We start from the raw sequence: 26287 nt of genomic DNA, 5'->3' as shown, positions 1-26287 counted from the left end.
GTCTTATCGACTAAATAGAGAAAAAAATTATAAATTTAAAAACTTATTTATAAGAAATTCACAAGATTTTTGTTTGTACTCTTCTCTTGTTATGTCTTCTTTTATTTTAAATTCATAAGTATATATTTTTTCTTTTATTTTAAAACCAACATAACTTAAACCAGTTAATGGGTTTTCGTTAAGCGGAGTTGCAAAACCAGTAAAAGCAAAAACAACTTCTGTTTTTAATTTTTCTTGAGTTTTGTCTAACATTAATTCAAGAGTTTCTATTGAAACTGCACCATATTTTTTAATTATTTCTATATCTATTCCTAAAATATTACTTTTAAATTCATCTGTATAACAAACAAATGCACCTTTAAAGTAATTACTTGCATTAGAAATATTTGTAATTTGATTTGAGAAATATCCACCTGTAAATGATTCACAACTAGATATTGTTAAATTATTTAATTTTAAATATTCAAATAATTTTTCCATATACAAATCCTTAAAAAATATAGTGAAATTAAATCATCATAACCCACGTTTTGTAACACTTACGTGCATCAACTATCTATCTATCGCCAAAAGCGATCCTGAAGACTTGTTCATTTCCTCGCCCTCAAGTTCCTCTACCAAAATTTGAGTTTCTTGCTTGTGGAGTTTACCGCGTTCCATCTCACTATTTCTAGCTATTCGTCTCTGTGGCACTTTAAAAAGCTCATCATAGGTACAAGTACCCTTAGATTACCCTTAAGTCGTTACCAATATAAATTGGTACCTAGAGTTATTTTTTCCTCTAGCACAATCACTACATTCATCTCAGAATGTGCAAGCGTGGAGTTTCCTCTATATTATTTTTCAAATATAGCAGTTGATTCAGATTCAATCTCAATCATTATTTTATACCAAATTATTTATTATATGTGTCTTTTTCTAAATTAGAAATACGCTTAATTAAATCAGAACTGTTAAGTCCTTTTCTAGCTAATTCTTCAATTTGTGTTTCTGTAAGTTTTAAGTTTGCTAATGTTTGGTTTAAATCGTTAGTCACTCTTTTAACTTCTTCTTCTAAAAGAGCTATTTTTTCATCTTTTTTGATTTCTCTATCAGTAAATATTTTATAGTCTTCTGCTATCATATCTAAAAAAGAATCAACTTCTTCAACTTTGTAACCTTTATATTCAACTTCAAAGTCTTTATCTAATATATCTTGTTTTGATAATTTTATGTAATCTGCCATTTTTTTAGCCCCCGTTTAGTCTTATTGTATCTTATTTTATAAATTTTTGTAAATATATAACGATTAATATATTGGGTGATATTATGATTATTAAAAATAAAGGTATGTATTTAGAAACCATAATAAACAATAGTATTAATTTATTAAATGATCAAAAAGGCTTTATATATAAAATGCCAGTTAACAATAATATTATTTCAATTGAAGACAACATTGTTACAGCAAGATTAAATAAAAACAGTTTTTGTGACTATATAGGCTTATGAAATGGATTGTATTTGGAATTTGAAGCCAAAGAAACAGAAAAAGAGTTTTTTAATCTAAGCAATATTAAAAAACATCAATTAGAAAAGTTAGAATTAGTTAATAAAAATGGAGGTTGTGCTTTTTTATTAGTTTATTTTCATTTATATGATGAGATATATTTCCTACACATTAAAGATTTGGATAAATTAAATAATAAAAAAATACCCTATGATTACTTTAAAGATAATTTTTTTAAAGTAGATTTTTCAGGTATTAATTTTGATTTCAATATAATATTTAATCATTTAATCAGTTATACATTGTAATTTTTACTGATGTTTTCTTAGATTGTTCTTCTAATTTCTTAAATAAATCATTTATATTGTTTAATTTATATTGATCAATAATAGACATTATTTTAGGTTTTGAAATACCTAATTCAATAAAGTTATCGATTTGTTCAATTTCTTGTTCGTTAAGTTTATAGTTAAATATTTTCTCAATAAACTTATAATTATTATCATTTTTAAGTTTTGAATGTGACTCTTCCAAGTCAACAAGTAGTCTATTGAATAAAGGGGTAAGGTCTAGAATGGTTTTTTTACCTTTTTGCTCCAATTTAATGATTCTGTTTTTTAAAAGTTCTGAGATTTCTTTCTCTATTTCTTCTTTAGAAATCATCATGTGTTGAGCAATTTCAGATGGTGTAAAGTTTTTTTGATCTTCATTTGATAATTCCATAATTATCAATAATATAGCTAACTGGTTCTCATTAATATTAATTTTAGAGTAGTTAAGAATTAAAAGTGCTTTTTTACTAATTAATCCTGATTTAAATAATTCAAACATCTATATTTTAGCAAAATGAAAACTTGCTAAAAGCAAGTTTTTTTACTGTATAGGTTATTATTTAGCAACTGCTTCTTTTAATTGTTTAGCTACTTTAAATTTAGCTACAGTAGTTGCAGCAATTTTAATTTTTGCTCCAGTTGCTGGGTTTACACCTTCACGAGCAGCTCTGTCAGCAGTAACGAATTTACCGAATCCTGCGATTGCTACTTCTTCTTTTTTAACTAAAGCATTTGAGATTTCGTCAAATACGTAGTTAACCATTCTTTCAGCTTCTGCTTTAGTGCTACCAAATTCAGCTGATAATTTTTCAGATAATTCTTTTTTTGTCATGGTTTATCCACCCCTTATATCTATACTACCTTAGCGTGTTGGAAAAAGTCATTAACTAACCCACTAGGCTTATGATTATTGTATAGTATTTTATACATTATTTCAAACATTGGTGCATTTATTTTATATTTTTTACACATTTCATACACTAATTTACAAGATAATACTCCCTCAACAGTGTTTTTGTGTGAAGTTAAAACCTTTTTAGCATCGTCTTTTTGTGCTATTTGAACTCCTAAAAAGAAGTTTCTTGATTTAAGTGATGAAGCAGTTAAAATAAGATCTCCTAATGTAGCAAAGTTCATAAAAGTTTCAATTCTTGCTCCAAAATGCTTAGCTACATTGTAGATTTCTGCATTTCCAATAGTAATTAAAGATGCTTTTGCGTTATCTGCTGCTGAAAATCCATGTAACATACCCGCTGCTATTGCAACTGTGTTTTTTAAAGCAGCTGCAATTTCACAACCAACAACATCTGTTGATACTTTAACTACAAAGTATTCATTTGAGAATATTTTTGCCATATAAGTAGCTATCTCTTCATCTTCATTACAACTCATTACACAAGTTGGTTTTCTCATTATCACTTCAACTGCAACAGATGGTCCATAAATAGCCCCATAAGACTTCATAACACCTGTTCCTTCGAATTGTTTTTTAATTTTTTTACTTAAAACATCTAAATTTTCTTCATCTAAACCTTTAGCTACGTTTATGATGTGCATTTCACGTTTTCCGTATTTAATTACATTTTCAATTGCATTGTTAAGAGCGAAAGTAGGAACACTTAAGATTACAATGTTAGCTTTTTCCATTGCTACAGCAAAATCAGTTGTAGCTCTTATGTTTGAGTTAATTAATAAATCTTGAAAAAACTTAGAATTTAAGTGATTTTCGTTAATATCATTAACTTGACCTTCTTCTATACCATACATTAAAACATCGTGACCATTATCTGCTAAAACATTAGCTAAAACAGTCCCGTATGCTCCTGTACCTATTATTGCTATTTTTTCCTTTGCCATTTTCTTATTTCCTTTCCCTAAAGATTATTGTTATTGGCACTCCACTAAAATCAAATTGCGCTCTTATTTGGTTTTCTAAGAATCTTTTATATGAGAAGTGTACAAATTCTGGATTATTTACAAATAAAACAAATGTTGGTAAATACGCTTCAACTTGTGATGCATAAAATATTTTTAATCTACCACCATTATGATTTGGTGCTGGATTTATTAATTGAGCTTTATTGAATATTTCATTTAATAAACTTGTTCTAATTCTTTTTTTAATATTTTTTTGAACAAGATCAACTACATCAAATATTTTATTAACTCTTTTGTTTTCTTTTGCTGATAAAAATAATACCTTTGCGTAATTTAAGTACTTGAAGTAGGCTTTGATTTCCTCTTCTTTTCTCTTCATAGTATTAGTTTCTTTATTTGAAACTAAATCTCATTTATTACCAATTATTATTATAGGTTTATTTTCCTCAAATGCAACCCCACCAATATTTGTATCATGGTCTGCTACTTTTTCACTTGAGTCTAAAACAAGTAAAACTATGTCAGCTTTATTTATACTTGTAATTGATCTTAGGTAACTGTACTTTTCAAGATTTTCATAAATCTTACCTTTTTTTCTCATACCAGCAGTATCAATAATTGTATATTCGTTACCATTGTATTTTATTTTACTGTCAACTGCATCAACAGTTGTTCCTGCAATATCTGAAACAATCATTCTCTCTTCACCAACAAGTGCATTTACTAAACTTGATTTTCCAACGTTAGGTCTACCAACTATTGCTAATTTTAGTTCTTCATCATCTTTGTTGTCATCAAATTTAGGCATACTTTCAATAACTTTATCTAATAAGTCACCAACACCAATACCGTGTGTCGAAGAAATTAAACAAGGTTCACCAAAACCTAATGTCATGAATGTAAATGATTCATCAAATTGTTCTTTTTTGTCATATTTATTTACAGCTAAAATAACTGGTTTTTGAGTTTTATAAAGTATTTTTGCAACAGCTTCATCCTCTTGAGTAATGCCGTCTTTATAGTTTATTACAAAAACAATAACATCAGCTTCTTTAATTGCTATTTCAGCTTGCATTCTTATTTCTTTTGAAAAAGGACTATCTTGTAAAGTAATTCCTCCAGTATCTACAACTATAAAAGGTAATGTAAGTCATTCTGCTCTTCCATACATTCTATCTCTTGTAACACCAGGTTTATCTTCTACTATAGCTTTTTTTTCTCTAATTATTCTATTAAAAAGTGTAGATTTACCAACATTAGGTCTACCAACAACTGCAACTATTCCTTTTCTTGCCATAATTCTACACCTCCTATATTTTTTATAAAATTATCTTATTTCTTCTATTTTTTTCAAAATCACTTCAATAACTTGATCCATATTTAATTCACTTGTATCTAAGTATCAAGCATCGGGAGCTATCTTTAAAGCCCCTACATCTCTTTTTTTGTCGTAATCATCTCTTTGTTGTATTTGTCTTAAAATATCTTCATAAACATTTGGAGTTACGTTTTTTCTATTATTTTGTTCAAATCTTCTTTTTGCTCTTGATTCAACAGAACAATCAAAATATATTTTTAATTCTGCTTCTGGTAAAACAACTGTTGTAATATCTCTTCCAATAACAATATTATTTTTGCTCTCTGACATTTTTCTTTGTGCTTTAACCATAAATGCTCTTACTTTATTATTTTTAGCCACATATTTAATGTTTTCTGCAACTTCATAATCAAAAATGTTTTTTCCATAATCGATACCATTAACAAGTATTGAGTTCTCATTAATATATTGAAAATCAAATTTTTCTATTTGCTTTTCAATATCTGAGTCAGACAAGAAATCAACTCCATTATCGATACATAATTTTGTAAATGCTCTATACATCACACCTGTATCTATAAAATTCATTTGAAGTTTATCTGCAATTTTTGTCATTACAGAACTTTTTCCTGACCCTGCAGTTCCATCTACTGCAATATTTATGTTTTTCATATTATAAATACCCTTCTACACAATGAAAATTGGAATTATTATAGCTAAAACCATAACTAGAGCCAATATTATTAAAATTGGTAAAGCTCATTTAAAACCATATTTTTTTTCATATAATTTTCAAGATTTAAGTACTCTATTTTGACCTTTTTCGTTTTTTTCACTAACTTCTAATATCATTTGTTGAGTACTTCTATTATCTTTACTTCTAACTTGTTGTACTGTTGTCATAGATATATCTTGGGGTGTATTTTTAAGTCCTGCTTGTTTCTCTTTTAACTTATCAATGTTTCTTTGAAAGTTTTTTTCGTTTGCTTGAAGACTTTTATATAAATTAATGTACTTTTCACTTCTTAAATTTAAAGATTCTTCTTCCATTTCAGGTTCTGGTTTTTTAACAACTGGCGCATTTCCAAGTTTTTTAAGTTCTGAGATTTCTAATTTCATCTCGTACTTAATTTCTTCTGGGAAAAGACTTGAAGATTTATCTCTATCTAAATAAGGTTTTTCAAATTCGTGTTTAGCATCAAATAAAGCTAACTTTTCTTTGAAAAAATCTAGATCTATTTTCTTAAGTTTTTCAAAAGTAGAATGAATTATAGATTTTTCATCTTGAATATTCTTTTTATAAGCAATTTCTTTTCTCACTTTTTCATGAATTTGCTTGTTTCTTTCCATTCTTGTTAGGTTCATTTTTTTCACCCCATTAACCTATATATTATAAATTAAATATGTAAATATTTAAAATTATTGTTATTATATTAATGAAACGGAGATGGTTTTTATGAAAAAAACTTGAATAGATAAATCAATGTGTATTGGTTGCATGGCTTGTGTACAAATTGATGAAACTGGTACTCTCTTCATGGATGATGACGGTTTTGCTGAAGCAAACGAAAATGATCTTGAATTAGTGGAATGCCAAATGGTTTGTCCAACTGGTGCTGTTAAAATTGGTGATGAATAAATAAAAAAATTCTCTTGCGAGAATTTTTTTATTTATCTTATCTGAATTATTTTTTATGTTGCACCACTCATTCAATTCCCAAAAACAACTTTATTTTAATAATTAATGAAATAAGATAATCAGCTTTTCTTTTGAACATGTTAACATCCCATTGTTGATACATGTAAAATTACAATTCCTTGTAATTTCAATTTCATTATAGCATACTCATAAAAAAAGTTACATTTTTTTTATTTTTTTTTAGAATTTTTCTCCAATAATTTCCAAATAAAAAAAATGCCTTTTGGCATTTTTCTAGTAATCTAATTCATGTTTTGCTGCTCTTAATTGTTCAAAAACTTCTGATTCATATTTTTTTGTACCGTTAATAACTGCTAACAATGGTGTTTCTCCAACTTTTGTTGGTAATTGTAAAGTATCACCAAAGTATTTTGCAATACCTTTAATTAATGCTGTTCCACCACATAAGATAACTCCGTTTCTGAAGATATCTCCAGCTAATTCAGCTGGTGTTGCTTCAAGAACTTGAACTACTAATTCAATAATTCTTGATAAAGGAACTTTTAATACTTCTCTCATTTCTTCTGGAGTAATTTCGATTTCTCTTGGTAATCCAGAAACAACGTCACGTCCGTAAACTTTCATTGATTTTTCATCAGAATGTTTTGCTAATGAACCAATACTGATTTTAATTGTTTCAGCTGTTTTGATCCCAATTTCCATTCCGTATTGTGCTCTAACAAATTTTAAAATTTCTTCGTTTAAGTAGTTACCAGCTATTTTAACTGATTTTGAAAGAACTATGTCTCCTGATGAGATAACAGCAACATCTGTTGTTCCCCCACCCATATCAACAACTAAGTTTCCAGTTGGAGCATAAATATTTACTCCAGCTCCAATAGCTGCCATTTTAACTTCTTCTTCAATAAATACATGTCCTGCACCTAAGTTTAATGCAATTTTTTGTAATGCTGATTTTTCTAATTCAGTAATAACTGAAGGACAAGCTAATAACATAACACATCCTCTTAGAGTTTTTTCTAATCTTAATTTTGCAAAGATATAGTTTAATTGAGCTTGAGTAGCTTTGATATCAGTAATAACTCCATCAACCATTGGTCTAACGATTCTTAGGTTTTTGTTACCTTTACCGATCATTTTGTAAGCTTCTGCTCCTACTGCTACGATTTTATTTTCTTTAATTCTGTAAGCAACGATTGAAGGTTCGTTATAAACGATTCCTTGACCTTCAATATATACTAAAGTGTAAGCTGTTCCTAAATCCATAGAAACATATACTGGTTTTTTTCCTGCCATTTTCGATTTTCCTCGCCAATCTATTTAAAACTTATACATTGATTTTATCAAATATTGCAAGAAAAAATTAGAATAATTATTTTTACTTATAGTAGTGGTTAATTTTTTTAACTTGAGGTTCAATTGATGCAAATATTGAGTAGCAAATTGAAAATCTTGCTAATTCAATTGCAGAAATTATACCTATAAATACACCAAAGTTATTAACTATATCTTCTCACTCACCATGGTCGTGGTCATGTGCGTGATCTCCATGGAATAATGATATATTAGCAAATGTTTCATGTGAATGATGAGCTTCTTCAAAAGTTATATTTAAATACATCATTCCAAAAACTATAACTGTGTAAATTATTGTCATAATAGGTACAAAAGCTACAATTGGTGTTCACCTTTTAAACTTGTCTACACTATTAATTGGATGTTTATGAATACTTGAGTTTCTAAACACAAAGTAGTAGAAAAATCATAATACTCAAACAGCTATGAAATAACCCGTACAATCAACAACAACCGCTACAGGGCTATGCATTCCATCTGCTAAATGTATAAATGGCGCAATAAAACCAATTAAACTTGAGAAAATAGGTCCTAAAGCCGATAAAGATAATGTTATTACTATTAAATCAAATATTCTAAATGGAATTGGAACACCTTGATATTGAACTTTTTCTAAAATAAATTCAATACCCATTTCAAATGCCGACATTGCAATTGCCAATGCCAGAAAAACTCCTGATAGAGTTATTTTAAATGTTAAATTACGTCTGCTTGTAAATAAACTATTTTTTCAATGAAAATCTTCATCGTTAATATCATCGTGGTTACCTAGAAAATCAAAGTGATGTTCATCATGATAATGATCTTTTTTACCCTCTTTTTCATCATCGTGATGTGGAATTTCGTGATTTTTGTTTTCCATATTTTTTTCTCCTTTATATGTCAAAAATATTATATATCAATTTATAAAAATTATAAATACAAATTATAATTTTTATAAATTAGAATTAAATGTTTTTTATGTATAGTAGTTTATAATAATAATGTGAGTATTTTCGGGGCAAGGTTAAATTCCTTACCGATAGTGAAAGTCTATGAGCTTATAAAAGAGCATGATTCAGTGGAATTCTGAAACCGACGGTACAGTCCGGATGTGAGAAAATACCTAGCAATAAATTAAACTTTTCAAGTTTATATTTTTTGTTTTATAAAAGCCCCTTATTTAGTGGGGCCTTTTTATTTGAAAGGATTTTTTAAATGGAAAATTATTATGGTTTTTGAAGTCATAAATATGACTTTGCAGAGATCAATAGATATAACTGAAGATTGGTTATGAAAGACATTTTCTACTTAGATATAAAAAAGATATCGCTGCTTTCTATGTTGTTTGCGGTCGAGATATTCTTAACAATATTTAGTAAATATGCATTTGGAGCTATACCAATCGCTAATTTTTTCACAATGGAAATATCGTTTGTGGGAATAATGTTTATTTATATAAGTTCTAACTTTATTTATGCATCTATATTTTGTGCAGCAGCAAATTCTTTAAGAATTGTATTGCCTTTTGGAAGTGATCCTATAGGAGTGTTGGCAATGACTTTATCTGATGTTTCTTTTTTAGCTTTTTTTGCCATATTTTTCTTTTTATTGAAGAAATATTGATTATTTAAAGTAGAAAGTGATAATCAAATCAAATACTATATTGCCATTATTGCAGTTTGTGGTTTTGTAGCTTCTTTTATGTCAGCTTTTACATCATTAGTGTTAAATGATTTATTTATTTTCGAATGATATAAGAACGTTTGACCTGATACAGGTAAAATTATTGGCGATAAAGGTAGTGCAACATGAATTTCTTTACTTTTTATTGCATTTGGTGTATCTTTATTAAAGTTTGCTGCAAATCTTATCATTATTTGTTTAAGTATTAAAACACTAGTTTACTTAATTAATAAACATTTATTTTAGAAACTACTTATGTAGTTTCTTTTTTTAATATAAAATATCTTTGTAGAGGAGATTTTTATTAATGGAAAACAATACAATTAAAATGATAGTTGAAATACCAAAGGGTAGTTCAAATAAATATGAATACGATATAAACACTAACGAAATTAGTTTAGATAGAGTATTATACGGAGCAAACTTTTACCCAGGAGAATATGGTTTTGTACCTAATACTCTTGATTGAGATGGAGATCCATTAGATGTAATAAGTCTTGTAACTTACCCTACTCTTCCAGGAGTTGGAGTTAATGTTAGAATTTTAGGTTCAATCAAAATGATTGATGCTGGAGAAATTGACACTAAATTATTTGGTGTTTTTGCAGATGATAGAAGATTTGATGCTTACAAAACATTAAGTGATGTACCACAACATTTAAAAGATGAAATCGAAAACTTCTTCTTACAATATAAAGCTTTACAAAAAAAAGAAGTTAAAATAAATGGTTGAGGAACAGCAGAAGAAGCTATGCATGAACTAAAAGAATGTACAGAAAGATATGCTGAATACAAAGAAAGATACTCAAAACCTGGTGGTAAAGAGGAAATCATGGCTGAGTGAAAAGAAAAAGGCTTAGGTCAAGGATAATATTGTAGTATAAAAAAAATCATTCAATAAGGAATGATTTTTTTTATACTAAATTTTCAATTTAAATGTCTGTATTTTTTGATTATCATTACCAGAATTTACAGGTTTAATACCAAACTGTACTATATCGCTTTCATATTTTAAGTTAGCAACATAAAAAGATTCTATACTTGATTCACCAACTCTAAATCATTTATCATCATATTTATAGTATATTTCATAATAATCTGATTTATTTTGATTTGATCGTCAATTCATTCTCACATTTATAGTTTGATCATCTCTTTTAATTACAGCTTCTGAATTTATATCTGAAACTACAGTGTTTTCTTTTTCGAGTTTTTCTTTTTCAATATTAAACTCACCAACATTAAATTTGAATTTTGCATCAATTTTTGGATTTATTTGTATTCCCATCTTAGCAATTTTTTTATTTTCAGTTGCAGATATTTCTGTTGAGATATTATATCAACCATCACTAAGTTCTTTAACTTTAGGTGTGTAATATTCTGTTTGTTCATTAACACCATCTTTAGTATATGTGGTAAGTATTTTTAAATCATTTTCAATATTTAGATTCTCATTTGAAGTTTTAACATTAAAAGATAAAGAATAATTTCCTTTTTCTAAATTTGAACCCATAATATTTCAATCATAACTTCCACTTTTTCAATTAGCTTCAGAAATAGAACCATCCATATTAAGAATAGAACCAATAGATAAAGAATTACCTTTTACATAAGGTTCATAGTAATCATAAAAACCATTAATGCCTTGGTCAATAGGTAAGTTTTTTTTGTCCTTCTTTATATCAAAGTTATATGTTTGTGCTAAATCAGTAAATCTTCTGTTAGTTCAAGGATAACCTTCTAACTTACTTGTTATTTTACCGTTTGCATTTCTTTCATAAAAATATGAACCATTCCCAAGAGAGAAATTAGTTTTGATACTATTTTTATCTTGGAAGTTTTCATCATTTATAATTGTATACTCTTGAACTACATCTCCGATTCCAAAACTAGTAGAAACATAACCTCCATTATTTTTAAAATCATATAAGTTTTTGAAAATATCATTTTCATCTTCTAATTTTTGATTACCAACATCTATCCTAGGATCTGCTTGGATCATATTTCTTGGATTTTGTACTAAAGGAGAAATTGATCCAGAATCCTTTTCAGACAGACCTCCATTCAATCCAGAAAATATATAATTATCATATAAATTACTTACTTGTTGAGCATAAATAAATGACTCAACCTTACTTTTATAATTTTTTGATTTTAAAGAGTTATTTGAGTTAAGTATTTCAAGAGCCTCACTTCCAAATTGACCTCCGCCAGCTCCAGAAAACGAAGTTACAGATTGGTAAATTTCTTTATTATAAATAGGATTGGTTGGATCGTTATTATTTTCATCTAAACCATAAATATATTGTCTTCAATCGAAATTCCCAACAAAAGAATACATTCCTGCCAATTCCACTAAACTGTGAACTTTTTTACTATCAACATTGTTTGTTTTTATATAATCTTTGTTTTCATTTGGTTTAACTCTGAAATCTGTTTGTAAAATATCACTGTATTCACTCATTCTTGCAAAATCACCAAAAGTTGGTGTGTTATTAAGTGTTTTCAAAGTTCCACTATCTCTATAATAAGCGATGTTTAATTTTTTGACTTTTGGATCATTACTTTTATTTTTCTTAGCATTAAATTGTTTTATTATATCATAAGAAAAATTTGCAGGTGTTATTGTTCCGTTGGGTCAACCACCATTTGCTTCATCATTAAAAAATCATCCATCAAAACCATAGGTTATTGCCATTTCAATTAGTATATCTACAAGCTGATATGTTCCATCTGCATTTTTGCGAGTGAAATCTTTTACATCTTCTCTTTGAAGACCTCCATAACCAGATAAGAATATCAACCCATAAATAGGAGTACCGTTTGTATGCGCAGCATCTATCATATCCGCTGCAGGAGGAGCTATATTTCCGTGTTGACCTCAATCAAAAATATAATCTCTATACTGAAAATTTGAAACTGATTTTTCAAATGGGTTTTTAGTTCCGATATTTGTATTTTGATAAGAACCATTTACTCTAGAGTGGTCCCTAATATCAGCAAAAGAAATTCTTTCATCTTGTGTTGAAACTGCTTTTAGAGCAGTTTTAGTTCTGTGATTTAATTCTTTATTTGCAAAACCATACTTTAAATCAATATCTTTACCATCATTTCAATTTAAAATTGTGTTTGCTTTCAATCCTTTTCTAGCCTTTGAAGTAACACCAAAATCAGCTCAATCATTTCCGGATGAATATATTTTATTTATCGGAACACCTGTAGTGGCTTGTTTTTTTAATGATGGTGTTTCTTTAAAATTTGTTGTCAAAGTATCATAATCAAAATATTTACCAACGAAATTTGGTTGAATAATTGAATTAGTGTCTAAAAAATTATCTTCTTCGATTACAAACTCTTTATTGAGAGGATCAAAATCTAAATCATATCCTGTTGAACCGTTCGATCAATCAAAATCTGGTAATTTTGATATGTATGGTCTGGTAGAGGTTTCTCCAATACTGCAAGAAGACACCGTGATTACAGAAGAGGTTGTAACTGCAGTTACCATGAATAAAGTTAATAATTTTTTCATTTATTTTTCCTCTCCTTTCAAATCGTTGTATAAATTAAAAGTTTCTTTTGAAAAATCTTTTAATAAAGGGTTTATTTCAGCCAATGGTGAACTTTGCAATGCTTTTCCGGTTCCACTTTTATAACTTGGATGAACATAGAAATTAAATGAGAAATAAAAACCATATCCACCTATTGGACTATCTGCAGCAGGTCAGAATTCTAAATAATTAATAAACATATTATATTCAGAAGCACAATATAACATATCAATCATTTTTTCATCTAACAGAGGCATTTTTCCACTTATATTTGGATTTGTATTGTAAGATGCATTGTACATCATTTGAGAATATATTTGAACAAGGTAACATGCCACCAACAATGTAAAACTATCCGTTTTTGAATATACATATTTTACATATTGATATGTTCTTCATTGCAAGAAACCATTATCCTTATTACTTCTGTTATATACTTTTATTTCATTATTTAATGTAGGTAGATTCTGGTTAAGACTCTTTGGATTTGCTTCAATTTTTAATATTGCATCACCTTGTTCTTTTGTACCCTTGAAGAAAAAAACACCATTTTCATCAGGTTGAGAAATAACATTTATTACATCTTTATTTGAAGATTCAACTTTTATCTCATAACCTAAATTTACTAAATTTTTGTAATTATATATCTGTAAAAACTCTTCTTCCATTAAAGTTGATGCTATAACTGTTGAACCAGAGAAAGGAACCTTTGGATCATTCGAATATGGAAATTCTAAATCAATAAGTATTTTATCGTTATAATCATCACCTTCAATAATTTTAGTTTCTTTTGGGGTTAAATAATTTTTTAAATTCTCATTTTCTTCCATAAATCATTTTTCGGCTTCAAGTTTTACAGCCCAATTATATTCCATATTATAATTATTCAAATAAAGCGAGTTAGAAATTAGCAATTCGTTTCAATTATTTAAATATCTATAATCTGTGGGTATTTCTCTGTGTTTTATTATTTTATTTATTTTAGATTCTAAATTATTTCGTGTTGTACAAGAAACAACAGAAAAAAGAGGAAGAACAAACAAATTAAAAGATGCTATTATTTTTAAGAAATTTTTCATTTTTTCACCCTTTCAATTAGGAATTTTCTATTTCCTGGTATTAAAAACAGAAGTAACATTGTATATGCAAATAACACCAAAATCGGTAAAACATAATTATCTACAAACAACTTGGTTCTTAAATTTAAAATTATAAGATTTATAAAAGACTTGTCAGTACCAATATCAGCATAAAATAAATAGACCAATCACGTTAAATATTTTTGAGGAACCAAATAACATATGTAAATTACATTATTATTAAATAAGCTATCATTTGGATCTATGAACATATCTGAGAAAATTAATATAAAACTTATTAGAAAAATATTTAATATTTGAACTAATATTAAGTTTTTTGAAATATGACTCATCATATAACCAATAAGAAAGTTTATCAAACTTGAAAATATAAAAACAAAAATCACTCCAACTATTCTTCTAAAATTGATTAAAAAGTTTACATTTTTTTGATCAATAAGAATGTAATAGGTTTTTAAGTTTAATGCATTTATCATAGACTTATTAACTAAAAAAATATCTATAAAAGATGTTATTGAAATAAATAATAATAAAAAAGCTAAATTAAGAAAGAAGAAAACAATAAATACAGCCAGCATTAAATGAAATTTTTTCAATTTAAAAATATTAACATACTTAATAAAAATCGATTTATTCCAATCATTCATCAAAGTTGTTATCACCATAATAGAAAAAATAGATGGTAGTAAAAGTTTAGATAACATAATAGCTGGGTTTATAATTTTTGAATCAAAATTGCTTATAAATAAATAACTAAAAACATAAAAAGATACTGGTATAAGTAACATAAAAATATATAGTTTTATTGATTTTAGTGTTGTTTTAAAAGTGAAACCAATAGTTCTTATAAAACTATTTTTAAAACTCAAATTATCCATTATTTTTTATACCCCCATACATATATCTTTTTCAAAATTAACAAAAACAAAACAACCATAATTAACATCATTATAATTGGCACTATTATGTTATTAAAAGAAATATTTTGATTGCTTAGATCATTTGTTGATAAAATTTTACCCATACCATAAGAATCAATGAATTGATAAGATGTAAACATAAAAATGGTTCAAAAATAATATTTGATAGGTATTAAATATTGAATGATTATTACAAAAAGATTTTTAGATGTTATGTTGGGTATAACAACACAGTCCCCACCAACTAAGAATACTATCATCAAAATAATATTTGCAAATAAAGATAAATACTTATTTTTAAATAAATTTGATACAACAAAAAAAGATAATAGTATTAAAAAAGAACCAAATAATATAATTAAAAAATAATCTAATCATATATATCAATCGATGTCTGAAAAAACACTTATTTTAATTGGAAAAGCATAAATAAAATTAAGTGATATCATCGCTAAAATTAAACACAAAACCGAAGATAATAAACAAAAGAATGAATTTATTAAACATAATGATAGATTCAGACTTATTATAGATATTTTTGAAGACTTAATTTGCTTTAAAAAATTTGTAGATTTTCACTCATTAGTTAAGATAGAAATATAAAAAGGTATTATTATAGAACCTATAGATATGAAACCAAACATTTGTGGAGCAAATATAGCGCTAGAATTAGCAGTTCCTCACATTCAATACAGTAAAAAAGATAACACTAAAGGAATTAAAATAGAAACTAGATAAATTTTATAGTCCTTAAATATATTTTTAAAGAAAAGTATATTAAGTCTGTAAAAATTTATAAAAGCATCTTTATTTATTCTCATCATTGCTCTCATCAAAATATTTTTCTAAATAATTTCTTATGTTTTTATAGTTTTTTACTATTTCCTTTAAACTGTTGTCTTCAAATATTTTTCCTTCTTTTAAAACAACAACCCTATCACAAAGTGATTCTATTTCATCTGAAATATGTGAAACAATTATCATGGTTACTTCTTTTTTTTCTTTTAAAGTTTGAAAATACTTAAGTAATCTAATTTGCATTTTAAGATCTAAACCAGTTATCAATTCATCAATAACTATTAAGGTTGGGTTATTAATTATGGCCAAAAAACAATTAAGTCTTTGTTTTTGCCCACCAGAAAGTTTATTAATATCTTTTTTTAAAATACTTTCAATTTCAAAAATTTTGAATATTTTATTTACATATTCTTCATCTTTTCATTTTTTACCTTTGAAAAATTCCAATAAATCAATCGGTCTAGTTTTTGGAGGTCAACTTCCTTCCTGGAATTGAATTCCTACAATATCATTTATTCCATTTTTAAAACTTATTTTTCCGCTTGTTGGATTTTGAATTCCACAAATCATCTCTACCAAAGTAGTTTTACCACTACCATTGGCTCCAATTATAGCTAAATTCTCTCCCTTTTCAATACTCAAACTAACTTCATTAATAGCTAAATTGCCATTAAAATTTTTTGTAACGTTTTCTAATACAATCATATTTTTTCCCTCTAACACACTACATAAAAATTTTACTAGAAAAAAATCTAAAAGAAAGTAAAAGGACCGAAAAATTTTAAATTTTGCGTCTTTGCATTAAATTTAAATATTTTAAAATCGAGTTTATTAAATTCTCTTGCGTATACCCTTGCAGCAGATATATCTGTTTTATAACTTTCACATTCATTTTTAACAAATTGAAAAATTTCTCTTTCATATTTTTCTTCTAATTTTGATTTTAATTGATTAGAAAAAAATACTAATGTCATTATTGTTATATATGCTGTTATACATATAAATTCAAATATTGGCTTACTAAAAATGAACATTAAAAAATTAGATGGGTTTTCAGCTATTATTGCATCTGTGTTTAAAAAATAGATCACAAAAGAAATAATCATTGTTGAAAAGTAAATTATATATAGAAACATAGGAATTCACTTGATTATCATATTTAGTTTTCTTATTTCACTATCTTTTTGATAAAGCTTTGTATTAAATCAAATACTTGCTAATATATAATCCAATTCATAACCAACACTTGGCATAATTCACTTAGGGATATTTATTTGTTTTTTTCTCTTACTAAGCATTTGATTAACTCTACAATAATTTTCAGTTTCTCCATAAGTTATTTGTAAATCTTCAGCTCTTAGATATATCTTAAACTTAGATATTATAGAGTCTATTTTGCTGCTAGATATATTACTATCAGCTGAATTTATTTCGTGAACAACAACCTTATTCATAACATATGAATTATAAATTCTTATTGTAATGAATGAAATTAATGAAAAAACTAAAAAGATTAAAAGTACTTTCTTTGTAATATCATCCACATTAACACCTTCTCTTTAGAATATTATATAACTTTAAAAAACCTATCTTTTATATTTATCAAACAAAAATTTAATTTCTGGTTTTAGACCATTAACTTTCTCAACATCATAAACAGAGTTGAAGTTTCTTACAATTCCGTGAGATGACATAAAGGCATTTACATAAAATTTACCATCCTTATAATCAACTGGCTTTAAACTTCCACCAGCTGTCAATCCAGCTGCAAAAAATCTAGCTCTATCATCAGCTACCAAATCAAGATCTTCTAATATTGAATCGAAATCTAAATTATATTTCTCCAATCAAGCTCTTTCCTTATCAACTCTTGATTGAGTTTCGATTTCGCTTGGTCAAATTTCTTCATATTTTACTAATCTTGATTGCATTTTACATCCAGAAGAAATAGCAAGTGCTGCCATTAATGAGCCTTCAGGAGCCCCACCAATACCATAAACAAAATCAGCATCTCCATTAACAACATCTATTGCCGCCAATACATCTCCGTCTTGTATCAATCTTACTATTATTCCCATATCATTCATTTGTTTTATTATATCTTGATGACGTGGTTTATCTAAAACTATACATTTTAAGTCTTTTCTGTTTGCTTTATTTTGCATCATTTTTACTGATTCAATTATACCTTTACTTAAATCTATATCATTAATAAACTCAGTGCTTACAAATAATTTCTCCATATACATTTCAGGTAACTGTAACATTGTATTTTCTTTAGAAAAAGCAATTGTGGCAATACTTCCAGCAAAGTTATATGCAGCTGGGTGAGTTCCTTCAACAGGATCAACACTTACATCATAAGTCATCACACTTGGGTCTTCTAAATCTCCAAGTATTTGTCCAACAAAAAGCATTGGTGCCTGATCAAGTTCACCTTCACCATTAACTACTTTTAGCTTAAATCCTTTTTCGTTTTTCAACATAACTTCAAAAGCTTCTACAGCTGCTTTATCAACTAAATCTTTGTCTTTTTTACCAATATATTTATATGAAGCTATAGCAGCAACTTCCACTGTTCTTAACAAAACGATATCTCTGTTCATTTTAATACCTCTTACAAAGTTAATTATAACAAAATAAATACTTTGTTCTTTTAGTGTTTGCTATTGTTTATTTATCTATAAGTTTTATAATCTACTTAGTATAAAGGAGATATATTTATGTCAAAAATAAGAGCGCAAGATAATTTCTTTGATTACATGAATAAAGATTGAATAGATAACACAGAATTGCCTAGCGGATATCCGTCATGAGGTAGTTTTGAAATGTTACACAAGAAATCTATTGATGATATTAAAGAAATGATATTAGAATTTAAATCAAGTGATGAAACTTTAAATTCAGATCAAGAAAAAATAGTTAACCTATTTAAGAACTATTTAAATAAAGAAGAAAGAAATAAACAAGGAATTGAACCTATTAAGGATTTAATTTCTAAAATAGATAATTTAAAAGATAAATCAGACTTTACAAGTTTTCTAATAGAGTGTTTTGAACAATACAATGTATCTTATTTTCATTCTAAAGGAATTGATTCTGATTTTAAAAATAGTAACGTTAGAGCCTTAATGATTGGTTCAATGGGACTTGGAATGTCAGATAGGGATTTCTATGAAGAATCTCACCCTCGTCACAACGAAATTAAAGCTGCTTACAAAGTTTATTTAGAAGATATTTCAAAAACTTCAAAATTAAACTTCGAAACAAATTCGTTATTTGAGCTTGTATATAACTTTGAAAAAGAAATTTCTCAAAGCATGTTAAAACAAGAAGAATTAAGAAGTCCAGAAAATATTTACAATGTTATTACAATAAGTGATTTGAAAAAACATTGTGATTTTATTGATTGAGAAGAATATTTAACTAAAACAGGATATTCAAAAGCTGAAATATTAATTTTATCTGAACCAAAGTTCTTAAATAAACTAAATGAAATGTTAAAAAATATGAAACTAGAAGATTTAAAAGATATTTTAAAAATTAAAACTCTAGTAGCCTATTCTTCAATTTTAAGTTTAGATTTATATCAAATAAACTTTAATTACTCAAGTGTTTTTAGTGGTGTAAAGGAAATGAAACCAGAAATGGACAGAGCTGTGGAATTCACTAATTCAAGATTGGGAGACTTACTAGGTCAAGAATATATTAAAAAACACTTTTCTCAAGAAGCAAAAGAAGATGTTTTAGGAATGGTAAAGGATTTAATTAGAATTTATTCAAATAGAATTAAATCATTAGACTGAATGAGTGAAACAACAAAAGAAAAAGCAATCGATAAGTTAAACTCATTTACAGTTAAAATTGGTTATCCAGATAAGTTTGATGATTATTCAAAAATTGAAATAAGAAGTTATGAACAAGGTGGAAGTTTATATGAAAATATGAAAAACCTTTCAAAACATTTTATAGAAAAAGAATTAAAAGAAATAAACTTACCTGTTGATAAAACAAAATGATACATGGATCCTCAAACAGTTAATGCTTATTATAATCCAACTTCAAACGAAATTTGTTTTCCTGCAGGAATATTGCAAAAACCATTTTATGACATCAATGAACCAAGAGCAAAAAACCTTGGAGGTATTGGAGCTGTAATTGGTCACGAAGTAAGTCATGGTTTTGACGACGAAGGAAGTAAGTTTGATAAAAATGGAAACTTCGAAAACTGATGAACAGAAGAAGACTATAAAAAATATAGTTTAAGAACTGAAAAGTTAGTTGAACAATACAATAAATACGAAATAAATGGAACTAATGTTAATGGTAAATTGACATTAGGAGAAAATATTGGAGATTTAAGTGGTGTGGCTGCTGCATTAGATATTTGTAAAGAACAATGTCCAGAAGATATTAAATTATTCTTTGAAAACTATGCAACAGTTTGGATGAGAAAATCTACTGATGAACTAAAAAACACAAGACTTTTAATAGATCCTCATTCACCAGAAGAATTTAGATGTAATGGAGTATTAATTAATATTGATGAATTCCACGAAGTTTACGAAACAAAACCTGGAGATGGAATGTTTTTAGAAAAAGAAAATAGAATTAAAATTTGATAATAAAAAAAGTACTTTATTTAGTACTTTTTTTAATCTTCAACATTGTGATAAATATCTTGAACATCTTCTAATTCATTTAGTCTATCCATTAATTTATCAAACTTAGCTTTTTCTTCTGAATCCGAAATTGTCATCATTTCATCAGCTAACATAGTTGTTTCTGCCATTTTATATTCTTTTATTCCAGCATTATCTAAAGCTGTTTTAACTGAGTTAAACGCTTGGAATGGAGCATAAACTACTGTAAATTCATCTTCTTCAACAACATCGTTTACTTCACAATCTGTTTCCATTAATAATTCCAATACTTCTTCAACAGTTTTTCCTTCAAATACAAATACACTTGATGCTTGGAAAGAATGAGAAACAGCTCCACTGTTTGCGATTTTTCCACCATTTTTATTAAATGCATCTCTAATTTCTGCAATAGCTCTGTTTACATTATTTGTAAGTGAATCAACTATTATCATAGAATTTCCAGGACCATATCCTTCGTATCTATTTGAAGTATAGTTATCTGCATCTCCACCTTCAGCTTTTTTAATAGCTCTTTGGATAACATCAGCAGGAACTTGTTTTGATTTTGCTTTATCAATAGCACTTCTTAGTGCTAAATTTGCTTCAGGATCTTTACTTCCAGCTTTTGCAGCCATATAAATTTCTTTTGAAGCTCTTCCATAAATCGCTGATTTCATTGCAGCAGTTTTTTCCATACTTGCTTTTCTAACTTCGTGTGCTCTTCCCATTTTTTAGGTCTCCTTGTTGTTAAAACTTTACTTTAAGATTTTACACCATTTTTAAATATGACAAAATAAAAAAATAAGCAATTGCTTATTTTTTTAAACTAGGATCTTTATCATAAATTTTATTCATGATAACTTCCATTTTTTCTTCTAAATTATCAGTTTCAGCATCAACAACTAAGAAATCAAACATGTGTTTTCTCCTTTCGAAGAAATCATCATATTTGTTATTAAGAGTTTCTCAATACTCTCTTGGAGTATCTAGTTCTTGACTTCTTCCTCTTTCTTTAATTCTTTCAATTGCTTTATCTGTTGAAACTTTTAAATAAATTACTAAATCAAATTTAGCTCTATGCGCAAGGTTTGGTATAACAACGTGCTCATAAAAATCTGTATAAGTTTTGTAATCTGTATCATTCATTGTTTTTAAATCATGGTTAACAGCAACAAAGATTGGATCTTCTAAAATTGTTCTGTCAAAAATAACGTTTTCTAAAGTTCTAGCTTCAATTAGTTGTTGACTTCTTGCAGTTAACATATATATTTGCATTTTAAATACATTTGCTTCCATGTCTTTATAGTAGTCATCGAAATAAGGATTATTATCTATAGGTTCTGGAAATATTTCATATCCCAAATTTTTTGATATCTCTTCACTTACAGTAGATTTACCTGCTCCTACTGTTCCAAAAATAGCTATTCTCATATTATTATTTTCCCTTCTTAACTTTTAATGAGTTATATATTCCATAAAATTGTTTAATTTCATGAGCTTTAAGCTCTCTATATTTACCTATTGGTAGTTCATCAAGTGTTAAGAACTCAATTTGAGTTCTTTTAAGTTTTTTAAGATATATGTCAGCTGCAATAAGCATTTTCTTAACGTGATGTTTTCTTCCTTCTGCAATTGTTAATTCAATTACAGATTCATCATATTCTTCATCATATTTTAATATTCTTGCTTGGATTGCTTTTGTTTTGTAGTCATCATCGATAGTAACACCATCAACAAGTTGTTTGATTTGATATTTATGAACTTTTCCGTTACATAGTGCTTGGTATGTTTTTCTAAATTCATATTTTGGATGCATTACAAAGTTTGCAAATTCTCCATCATTCGTCATTATAAGAGCACCAGAAACATCATAATCTAATCTTCCAACAGGATAAACTCTTAATTTAGAATTCTTAAAGAACTCCGCTACTGTTTTTCTATCCTTTGGATCATGCATTGTAGTTAATACAAGTCTTGGTTTATTAAATAAGTAGTAAACCTTTTCTTTAACTTCTTCTAAACTCTTATTATTAATATCTATTTTTACATTAGAATCAAATTTAGATCCAAGTTCTCTTATAACTTGTCCATTAACTTTAACTCTTCCTTGAACAATTAATTCTTCAGCTCTTCTTCTTGAACAATACCCTCTTGAGGCTATAATCTTTTGTAGTCTTTCTTCCATTATGAACCTCTATTGAAGATATCTTTTTCTTCTTCTATTGCCTCTTTTAATTTCGGCAATTCGTCTAAACTATTTAAATTAAAGTATTTTAAGAAATCTTCTGTAACTCTATACAACATTGGTTTTCCAACTTCATCGGATTTACCAGCTTCTTCAATTAAGTTTCTTAATTTAAGTTTATAAAAAATAGTTTCACAATTAACACCTCTAATGTCTTCAACATTAGCTCTTGATATAGGTCCTTTATAAGCAATTATTGATAAAGTTTCAATACTTGCAGTTGATAACTTAGATTCTGTTTTGACATTTGCAAGTTTTGTGTAAAAGTCAGCATTTTCTTTTTTAGTTATCATTCTATATTTATTTTTAGCAAATTTTTGAATACTTAAACCAGAAGACATGTCATTATTATATTTTTGAATTAAATCATCAATCAAAACTTCAATTTCATCTTGACTAACATCTCCTAATATAAATTGAAGATCTTCAATAGTTGTACCTTCATCACCATTAACAAAAAGCAACCCTTCTGCTATAGCCATTTTTTTATTGTTATCCATAATTTGCCTCCATGTACTAACCTAAATATTTTACAATAACTTCTTCATTGTTTTGAGAAAGTGTAATAAATTTTTTAGCAGCTAGGTCTAAAACCGCTAAAAATGTAGCAACCATCATTCTTACTGAAAATTCTTTTATTTCAATAAGTTTTCCAAGTTCAATTTCTTGAATGTTGTTTTTTCTTAAAAACTCTTTAATTTCTTCTGCAACTTCTTCGGGAGAAACCTCAGCAGCAGTGATTGTATTTACTTCCATTTGCTTGAATTTATTTTTCTCAATTGCTCTTAAGAATATATTTGAGAACTTTTCAATATCAATATTATTTTCAGCTAATGGTAATTTATCATCATCTATTTTAGCTATTTTTATAATACTTTTAGTTTTACTGAAAGTTTTCAAGAAATCTTCTTGTTTAGTTTTAAAGAAATTAGTAACTTCTTTTATTTTGTGATATTCCATTAATCTTCTGATTAATTCATCTCTTTCTTGTTCTTCGTAATTAGAATCTACTTCAACTTCTTCTTTTGGAATTAGAAGTTTTGATTTTAACTCTATTAAGTAAGCTGCCATAACAAGATATTCACTTGCTATTTCAATATCTAATGATTCATATTCTTTAATATAAGAAATATATTGAGAAGATAGTTCCAAAAGATTAATATCCATAATATTCATTTCTTTTTCTTTAATTAAATGAAGTAAAAGATCTAAGGGTCCATTGAAGTTATTTAATTGTATTTCATTTCATTTATTCATAGTTACCCTTTCTTTTGTTAATTTGAGTTTTTTAAATTATCTAATGTTTTTCTTATTTCCATTTCTGATTGTAAGTATTTATTTAGTGCTAGCATTATTCTACCAATAATTATGAATAATAACTCTAAAGAAAAGCAAATATTGTATTTAAATGCCGGATCTACAAAATCGTGTTCTATTGAATTTCTCAATCTTCTTATGTAGTGTCAAGCTTTAGAATAAGTGATTTGTTCTACAACATCACTTAATTTTTGATACTCTAATGCACTGCTTGCTAAAAATGATATATCTTTTAAAAAGTCATTTGCAAACTTTAAAGGTTCTCCATTATATGGAGTAACTTCTTTTTTACAATACTTATCATTTAAGTGTCTTGCAATATATGTAAGTTTATCAAAAATTGTATATAAGTATTTAAAACTTTCATTTTGTTGATGAAATTCTACAGTATTAATACCATATAATGTTTCATAATCAGTTAGTGATTCTAGTTCGTATGTTTTTTCTAAAAAGTATCTAAATATACTTTTAACTTCAACAAAAATTGATTGATTTAATGTGTCATCCTCAATGAACATAGCCTTTTCTATAGCTCTTTTTGTATTTGACATGTAATCATGAATATTTTCAACTTTAAGATCTATTCCACTTGGTATTTTAAAATGTATATCAAGATATCTTCCACTATTTTGACAATATTCAACCAATTTTTCAATTATAGCTTCGTTTTTAAAGAAAGTATCATCAACATATTCTTGAATTACATCAACATATGCTTGAAATTCCTTTATAGTCCCATAGTCTTTAGAGGCAAGTATTTTATTTATTTGTACTATATCTTTTAAAGTAGTTTTTTCTGACATATAAAATATCCCCTTACTATATTGATTATACATAAAAATCTTTTTATACCCTTATTTTGAGTTGTAAAAAAAAGTTATATAAAAATAAGGGTATAATATTTTATGAAAGACAATTTGATAAAGGTGAAATTATGGTAAATAGAATTAACACTAGAAAAGTTATGGTAAAAGATATTGAAATTGGTGGTAATAACAACGTTGTTATACAATCAATGACAACTTCAAAAACTCATGATGTAAAAAAAACTTTAAAACAAATAAACTCACTTTATAAAGAAGGTTGTCAAATAGTTAGAGTTGCAGTACTTGGTATTGATGATGCAAACGCATTAAAAGAAATAGTAGATAATTCACCAGTGCCAATTGTTGCAGATATTCATTTTAATTATAAATTTGCTTTAATTGCAGCAGATGCTGGATGTGCAAAAATAAGAATAAATCCAGGTAATATTGGAATTGAAGAAAACACAATAGCTGTAGTAGAAAAATGTAAAGAAAAAAATATACCAATTAGAATCGGTGTTAATTCAGGTAGTTTACCAAGAAACATGGTTGCAAAATATGGTTGAACTGCAAAAGCAATGGTTGAGTCACTTAGAGAGCATATAGAAATTTTAGAAAAATATGATTTCAAAAACATTATTTATTCTTTAAAAGCAACAGATCCGCTTATGGCAATTGAAGCATATGAGTTAGCAAGTGAAAATTGAGATTATCCTGCACACTTAGGAATAACAGAAGCTGGAAGTTTACTTAATGGAGCTATTAAATCTAGCTTTGGTCTTGGTTACCTTTTACAAAAAGGAATTGGTAGTACAATACGTATCAGTTTAAGTGAAGATCCTGTTGAAGAGATTAAGGTTGCAAAAAGATTATTAAACTCACTTGGCTTATTCCATAATATGGTTGAAGTAATTGCTTGCCCTACTTGTGGAAGATTAGAGTTTTCTTTAAGAGAAGTTGTTAAAGAAGTTGAAGACTTTGTTGAAGAGTTACAATTTCCTTTAAAAGTTGCAATACTTGGTTGTGTTGTAAACGGTCCAGGAGAAGCTAGTCAAGCAGACATTGGTATAGCTGGAGGGAACAAAGGCGGAATAATATTTAAAAAAGGAAAAATATTTAAAACTGTCGAACAAGATAAATTGGTTCCTGAATTAAAAGAACTTATAATGGAATATTATGAAGAATGAAAAAAGATGCAATAGCATCTTT

General features: G+C 27.0%; 29 protein-coding genes, 1 other RNA gene and 1 riboswitch. Of the genes, 7 read left to right on the top strand and 23 right to left on the bottom strand.

Annotated elements, in window-relative coordinates; translation table 4 throughout:
* Nucleotides 1-27: 27 nt before the first annotated feature.
* The 3 genes from AACL10_RS01325 to AACL10_RS01315 form a co-directional block, all read right to left on the bottom strand.
* Entirely contained in the window at nt 28-480 is a 453-nt protein-coding gene (locus tag AACL10_RS01325; protein ID WP_338985444.1) for a nicotinamide-nucleotide amidohydrolase family protein, read from the bottom strand.
* 34 nt (nt 481-514) lie between these two features.
* Nucleotides 515-868, bottom strand: an RNA gene (rnpB, locus tag AACL10_RS01320) — RNase P RNA component class B.
* Nucleotides 869-895: 27 nt separating this feature from the next.
* A complete protein-coding gene (locus AACL10_RS01315) occupies nt 896-1225 on the bottom strand; it encodes a DivIVA domain-containing protein (protein WP_338985443.1) in 330 nt (109 codons plus the stop codon).
* Between the two features lie 83 nt (nt 1226-1308).
* Here AACL10_RS01315 and AACL10_RS01310 point away from each other — a divergent pair, with 83 nt between their 5' ends.
* Nucleotides 1309-1797 (top strand): Holliday junction resolvase RecU, encoded by a 489-nt coding sequence (locus AACL10_RS01310; RefSeq protein ID WP_338985442.1) that lies wholly within the window; start codon nt 1309-1311, stop codon nt 1795-1797.
* Here AACL10_RS01310 and AACL10_RS01305 read toward each other — a convergent pair.
* The 6 genes from AACL10_RS01305 to AACL10_RS01280 are packed head-to-tail and all read right to left on the bottom strand — an operon-like array spanning nt 1769 to nt 6382.
* Nucleotides 1769-2320: a DnaD family protein gene (locus AACL10_RS01305; protein WP_338985441.1), complete on the bottom strand. Its 552-nt coding sequence runs from the start codon at nt 2318-2320 to the stop codon at nt 1769-1771. The two genes, AACL10_RS01310 and AACL10_RS01305, sit on opposite strands and share 29 nt — an antisense overlap.
* A gap of 57 nt (nt 2321-2377) precedes the next feature.
* A complete protein-coding gene (locus AACL10_RS01300; protein ID WP_101780553.1) occupies nt 2378-2653 on the bottom strand; it encodes an HU family DNA-binding protein in 276 nt (91 codons plus the stop codon).
* Between the two features lie 20 nt (nt 2654-2673).
* Nucleotides 2674-3678 (bottom strand): NAD(P)H-dependent glycerol-3-phosphate dehydrogenase, encoded by a 1005-nt coding sequence (locus AACL10_RS01295; protein WP_338985440.1) that lies wholly within the window; start codon nt 3676-3678, stop codon nt 2674-2676.
* Between the two features lie 4 nt (nt 3679-3682).
* Nucleotides 3683-4996: a ribosome biogenesis GTPase Der gene (gene der / locus AACL10_RS01290; protein ID WP_338985439.1), complete on the bottom strand. Its 1314-nt coding sequence runs from the start codon at nt 4994-4996 to the stop codon at nt 3683-3685.
* 30 nt (nt 4997-5026) lie between these two features.
* Nucleotides 5027-5689: a (d)CMP kinase gene (gene cmk / locus AACL10_RS01285; RefSeq protein ID WP_338985438.1), complete on the bottom strand. Its 663-nt coding sequence runs from the start codon at nt 5687-5689 to the stop codon at nt 5027-5029.
* 15 nt (nt 5690-5704) lie between these two features.
* Entirely contained in the window at nt 5705-6382 is a 678-nt protein-coding gene (locus AACL10_RS01280) for a hypothetical protein (protein ID WP_338985437.1), read from the bottom strand.
* Between the two features lie 91 nt (nt 6383-6473).
* Between AACL10_RS01280 and AACL10_RS01275 the strand changes: the two genes are divergently transcribed.
* Nucleotides 6474-6656, top strand: coding sequence for a ferredoxin (locus AACL10_RS01275; RefSeq protein ID WP_245858727.1), 183 nt, complete (start codon nt 6474-6476; stop codon nt 6654-6656).
* Nucleotides 6657-6950: 294 nt separating this feature from the next.
* Here the strand turns inward: AACL10_RS01275 and AACL10_RS01270 are convergent, their stop codons facing one another.
* Nucleotides 6951-7973 (bottom strand): rod shape-determining protein, encoded by a 1023-nt coding sequence (locus AACL10_RS01270; RefSeq protein ID WP_338985436.1) that lies wholly within the window; start codon nt 7971-7973, stop codon nt 6951-6953.
* Nucleotides 7974-8055: 82 nt separating this feature from the next.
* Nucleotides 8056-8895 carry an ECF transporter S component gene (locus AACL10_RS01265; RefSeq protein WP_338985435.1) on the bottom strand — a complete coding sequence of 280 codons (840 nt, stop codon included), beginning with the start codon at nt 8893-8895 and terminating at the stop codon, nt 8056-8058.
* A 125-nt stretch (nt 8896-9020) separates the two neighbouring features.
* A riboswitch (FMN riboswitch) is annotated at nt 9021-9140 on the top strand.
* Between the two features lie 90 nt (nt 9141-9230).
* On the opposite strand from AACL10_RS01265, the gene AACL10_RS01260 reads away from it, so the two are divergent.
* Complete coding sequence (locus AACL10_RS01260) at nt 9231-9944, top strand: ECF transporter S component (protein WP_338985434.1); 714 nt, start codon at nt 9231-9233, stop codon at nt 9942-9944.
* A 61-nt stretch (nt 9945-10005) separates the two neighbouring features.
* Nucleotides 10006-10569, top strand: a complete 564-nt coding sequence (locus AACL10_RS01255; RefSeq protein ID WP_338985433.1) for an inorganic diphosphatase — start codon at nt 10006-10008, stop codon at nt 10567-10569.
* Between the two features lie 48 nt (nt 10570-10617).
* Here the strand turns inward: AACL10_RS01255 and AACL10_RS01250 are convergent, their stop codons facing one another.
* Genes AACL10_RS01250 through AACL10_RS01240 form a run of 3 tightly spaced genes read right to left on the bottom strand, consistent with a single transcriptional unit; the run spans nt 10618 to nt 14825 of the window.
* Nucleotides 10618-13230, bottom strand: coding sequence for an endo-beta-N-acetylglucosaminidase (locus AACL10_RS01250; protein ID WP_338985432.1), 2613 nt, complete (start codon nt 13228-13230; stop codon nt 10618-10620).
* Complete coding sequence (locus AACL10_RS01245; protein ID WP_338985431.1) at nt 13231-14328, bottom strand: hypothetical protein; 1098 nt, start codon at nt 14326-14328, stop codon at nt 13231-13233.
* Nucleotides 14313-14825, bottom strand: a complete 513-nt coding sequence (locus AACL10_RS01240; protein ID WP_338985430.1) for a hypothetical protein — start codon at nt 14823-14825, stop codon at nt 14313-14315. The genes AACL10_RS01245 and AACL10_RS01240 overlap by 16 nt, the downstream gene beginning before the upstream one ends.
* 627 nt (nt 14826-15452) lie before the next feature.
* Here AACL10_RS01240 and AACL10_RS01235 point away from each other — a divergent pair.
* Entirely contained in the window at nt 15453-15638 is a 186-nt protein-coding gene (locus AACL10_RS01235; RefSeq protein ID WP_338985429.1) for a hypothetical protein, read from the top strand.
* A 438-nt stretch (nt 15639-16076) separates the two neighbouring features.
* Here the strand turns inward: AACL10_RS01235 and AACL10_RS01230 are convergent, their stop codons facing one another.
* From AACL10_RS01230 to AACL10_RS01220, 3 genes are read right to left on the bottom strand one after another with little or no spacing between them, the layout of a single operon-like run.
* Nucleotides 16077-16772, bottom strand: a complete 696-nt coding sequence (locus AACL10_RS01230; RefSeq protein WP_338985428.1) for an ABC transporter ATP-binding protein — start codon at nt 16770-16772, stop codon at nt 16077-16079.
* Nucleotides 16773-16819: 47 nt separating this feature from the next.
* A complete protein-coding gene (locus tag AACL10_RS01225; RefSeq protein WP_338985427.1) occupies nt 16820-17611 on the bottom strand; it encodes a hypothetical protein in 792 nt (263 codons plus the stop codon).
* 42 nt (nt 17612-17653) lie between these two features.
* The gene (locus AACL10_RS01220; RefSeq protein ID WP_338985426.1) at nt 17654-18673 is read right to left on the bottom strand and encodes a fructose-bisphosphatase class II family protein; all 1020 of its coding nucleotides are present in this window, start codon (nt 18671-18673) and stop codon (nt 17654-17656) included.
* A 117-nt stretch (nt 18674-18790) separates the two neighbouring features.
* Here AACL10_RS01220 and AACL10_RS01215 point away from each other — a divergent pair, with 117 nt between their 5' ends.
* Nucleotides 18791-20692, top strand: a complete 1902-nt coding sequence (locus AACL10_RS01215; protein ID WP_338985425.1) for a M13 family metallopeptidase — start codon at nt 18791-18793, stop codon at nt 20690-20692.
* 29 nt (nt 20693-20721) lie between these two features.
* Here AACL10_RS01215 and AACL10_RS01210 read toward each other — a convergent pair whose 3' ends face one another.
* From AACL10_RS01210 to AACL10_RS01185, 6 genes are all read right to left on the bottom strand, one after another.
* Nucleotides 20722-21438 (bottom strand): YebC/PmpR family DNA-binding transcriptional regulator, encoded by a 717-nt coding sequence (locus AACL10_RS01210; RefSeq protein ID WP_338985423.1) that lies wholly within the window; start codon nt 21436-21438, stop codon nt 20722-20724.
* A gap of 85 nt (nt 21439-21523) precedes the next feature.
* A complete protein-coding gene (locus tag AACL10_RS01205) occupies nt 21524-22141 on the bottom strand; it encodes a deoxynucleoside kinase (protein ID WP_338985422.1) in 618 nt (205 codons plus the stop codon).
* A gap of 4 nt (nt 22142-22145) precedes the next feature.
* Nucleotides 22146-22895, bottom strand: coding sequence for a pseudouridine synthase (locus AACL10_RS01200; RefSeq protein ID WP_338985421.1), 750 nt, complete (start codon nt 22893-22895; stop codon nt 22146-22148).
* On the bottom strand, nt 22895-23455 hold the full coding sequence (gene scpB / locus AACL10_RS01195) for an SMC-Scp complex subunit ScpB (RefSeq protein WP_338985420.1): 561 nt from the start codon (nt 23453-23455) through the stop codon (nt 22895-22897). The genes AACL10_RS01200 and scpB overlap by 1 nt, the downstream gene beginning before the upstream one ends.
* Before the next feature lie 16 nt (nt 23456-23471).
* The gene (locus AACL10_RS01190; RefSeq protein ID WP_338985419.1) at nt 23472-24212 is read right to left on the bottom strand and encodes a segregation and condensation protein A; all 741 of its coding nucleotides are present in this window, start codon (nt 24210-24212) and stop codon (nt 23472-23474) included.
* 17 nt (nt 24213-24229) lie between these two features.
* Nucleotides 24230-25075 carry a hypothetical protein gene (locus AACL10_RS01185; protein WP_338985418.1) on the bottom strand — a complete coding sequence of 282 codons (846 nt, stop codon included), beginning with the start codon at nt 25073-25075 and terminating at the stop codon, nt 24230-24232.
* Between the two features lie 131 nt (nt 25076-25206).
* On the opposite strand from AACL10_RS01185, the gene ispG reads away from it, so the two are divergent.
* Nucleotides 25207-26280 (top strand): flavodoxin-dependent (E)-4-hydroxy-3-methylbut-2-enyl-diphosphate synthase, encoded by a 1074-nt coding sequence (gene ispG, locus AACL10_RS01180; protein ID WP_338985417.1) that lies wholly within the window; start codon nt 25207-25209, stop codon nt 26278-26280.
* Nucleotides 26281-26287: the final 7 nt, after the last annotated feature.

The sequence above is a fragment of the Spiroplasma endosymbiont of Diplazon laetatorius genome, from assembly GCF_964019625.1.
Lineage (GTDB): Bacteria > Bacillota_I > Bacilli_A > Mycoplasmatales > Mycoplasmataceae > Spiroplasma_A.
Note: the sequence above shows the minus strand (reverse complement) of the source record. Positions and strands in the feature narration are given on the sequence as shown.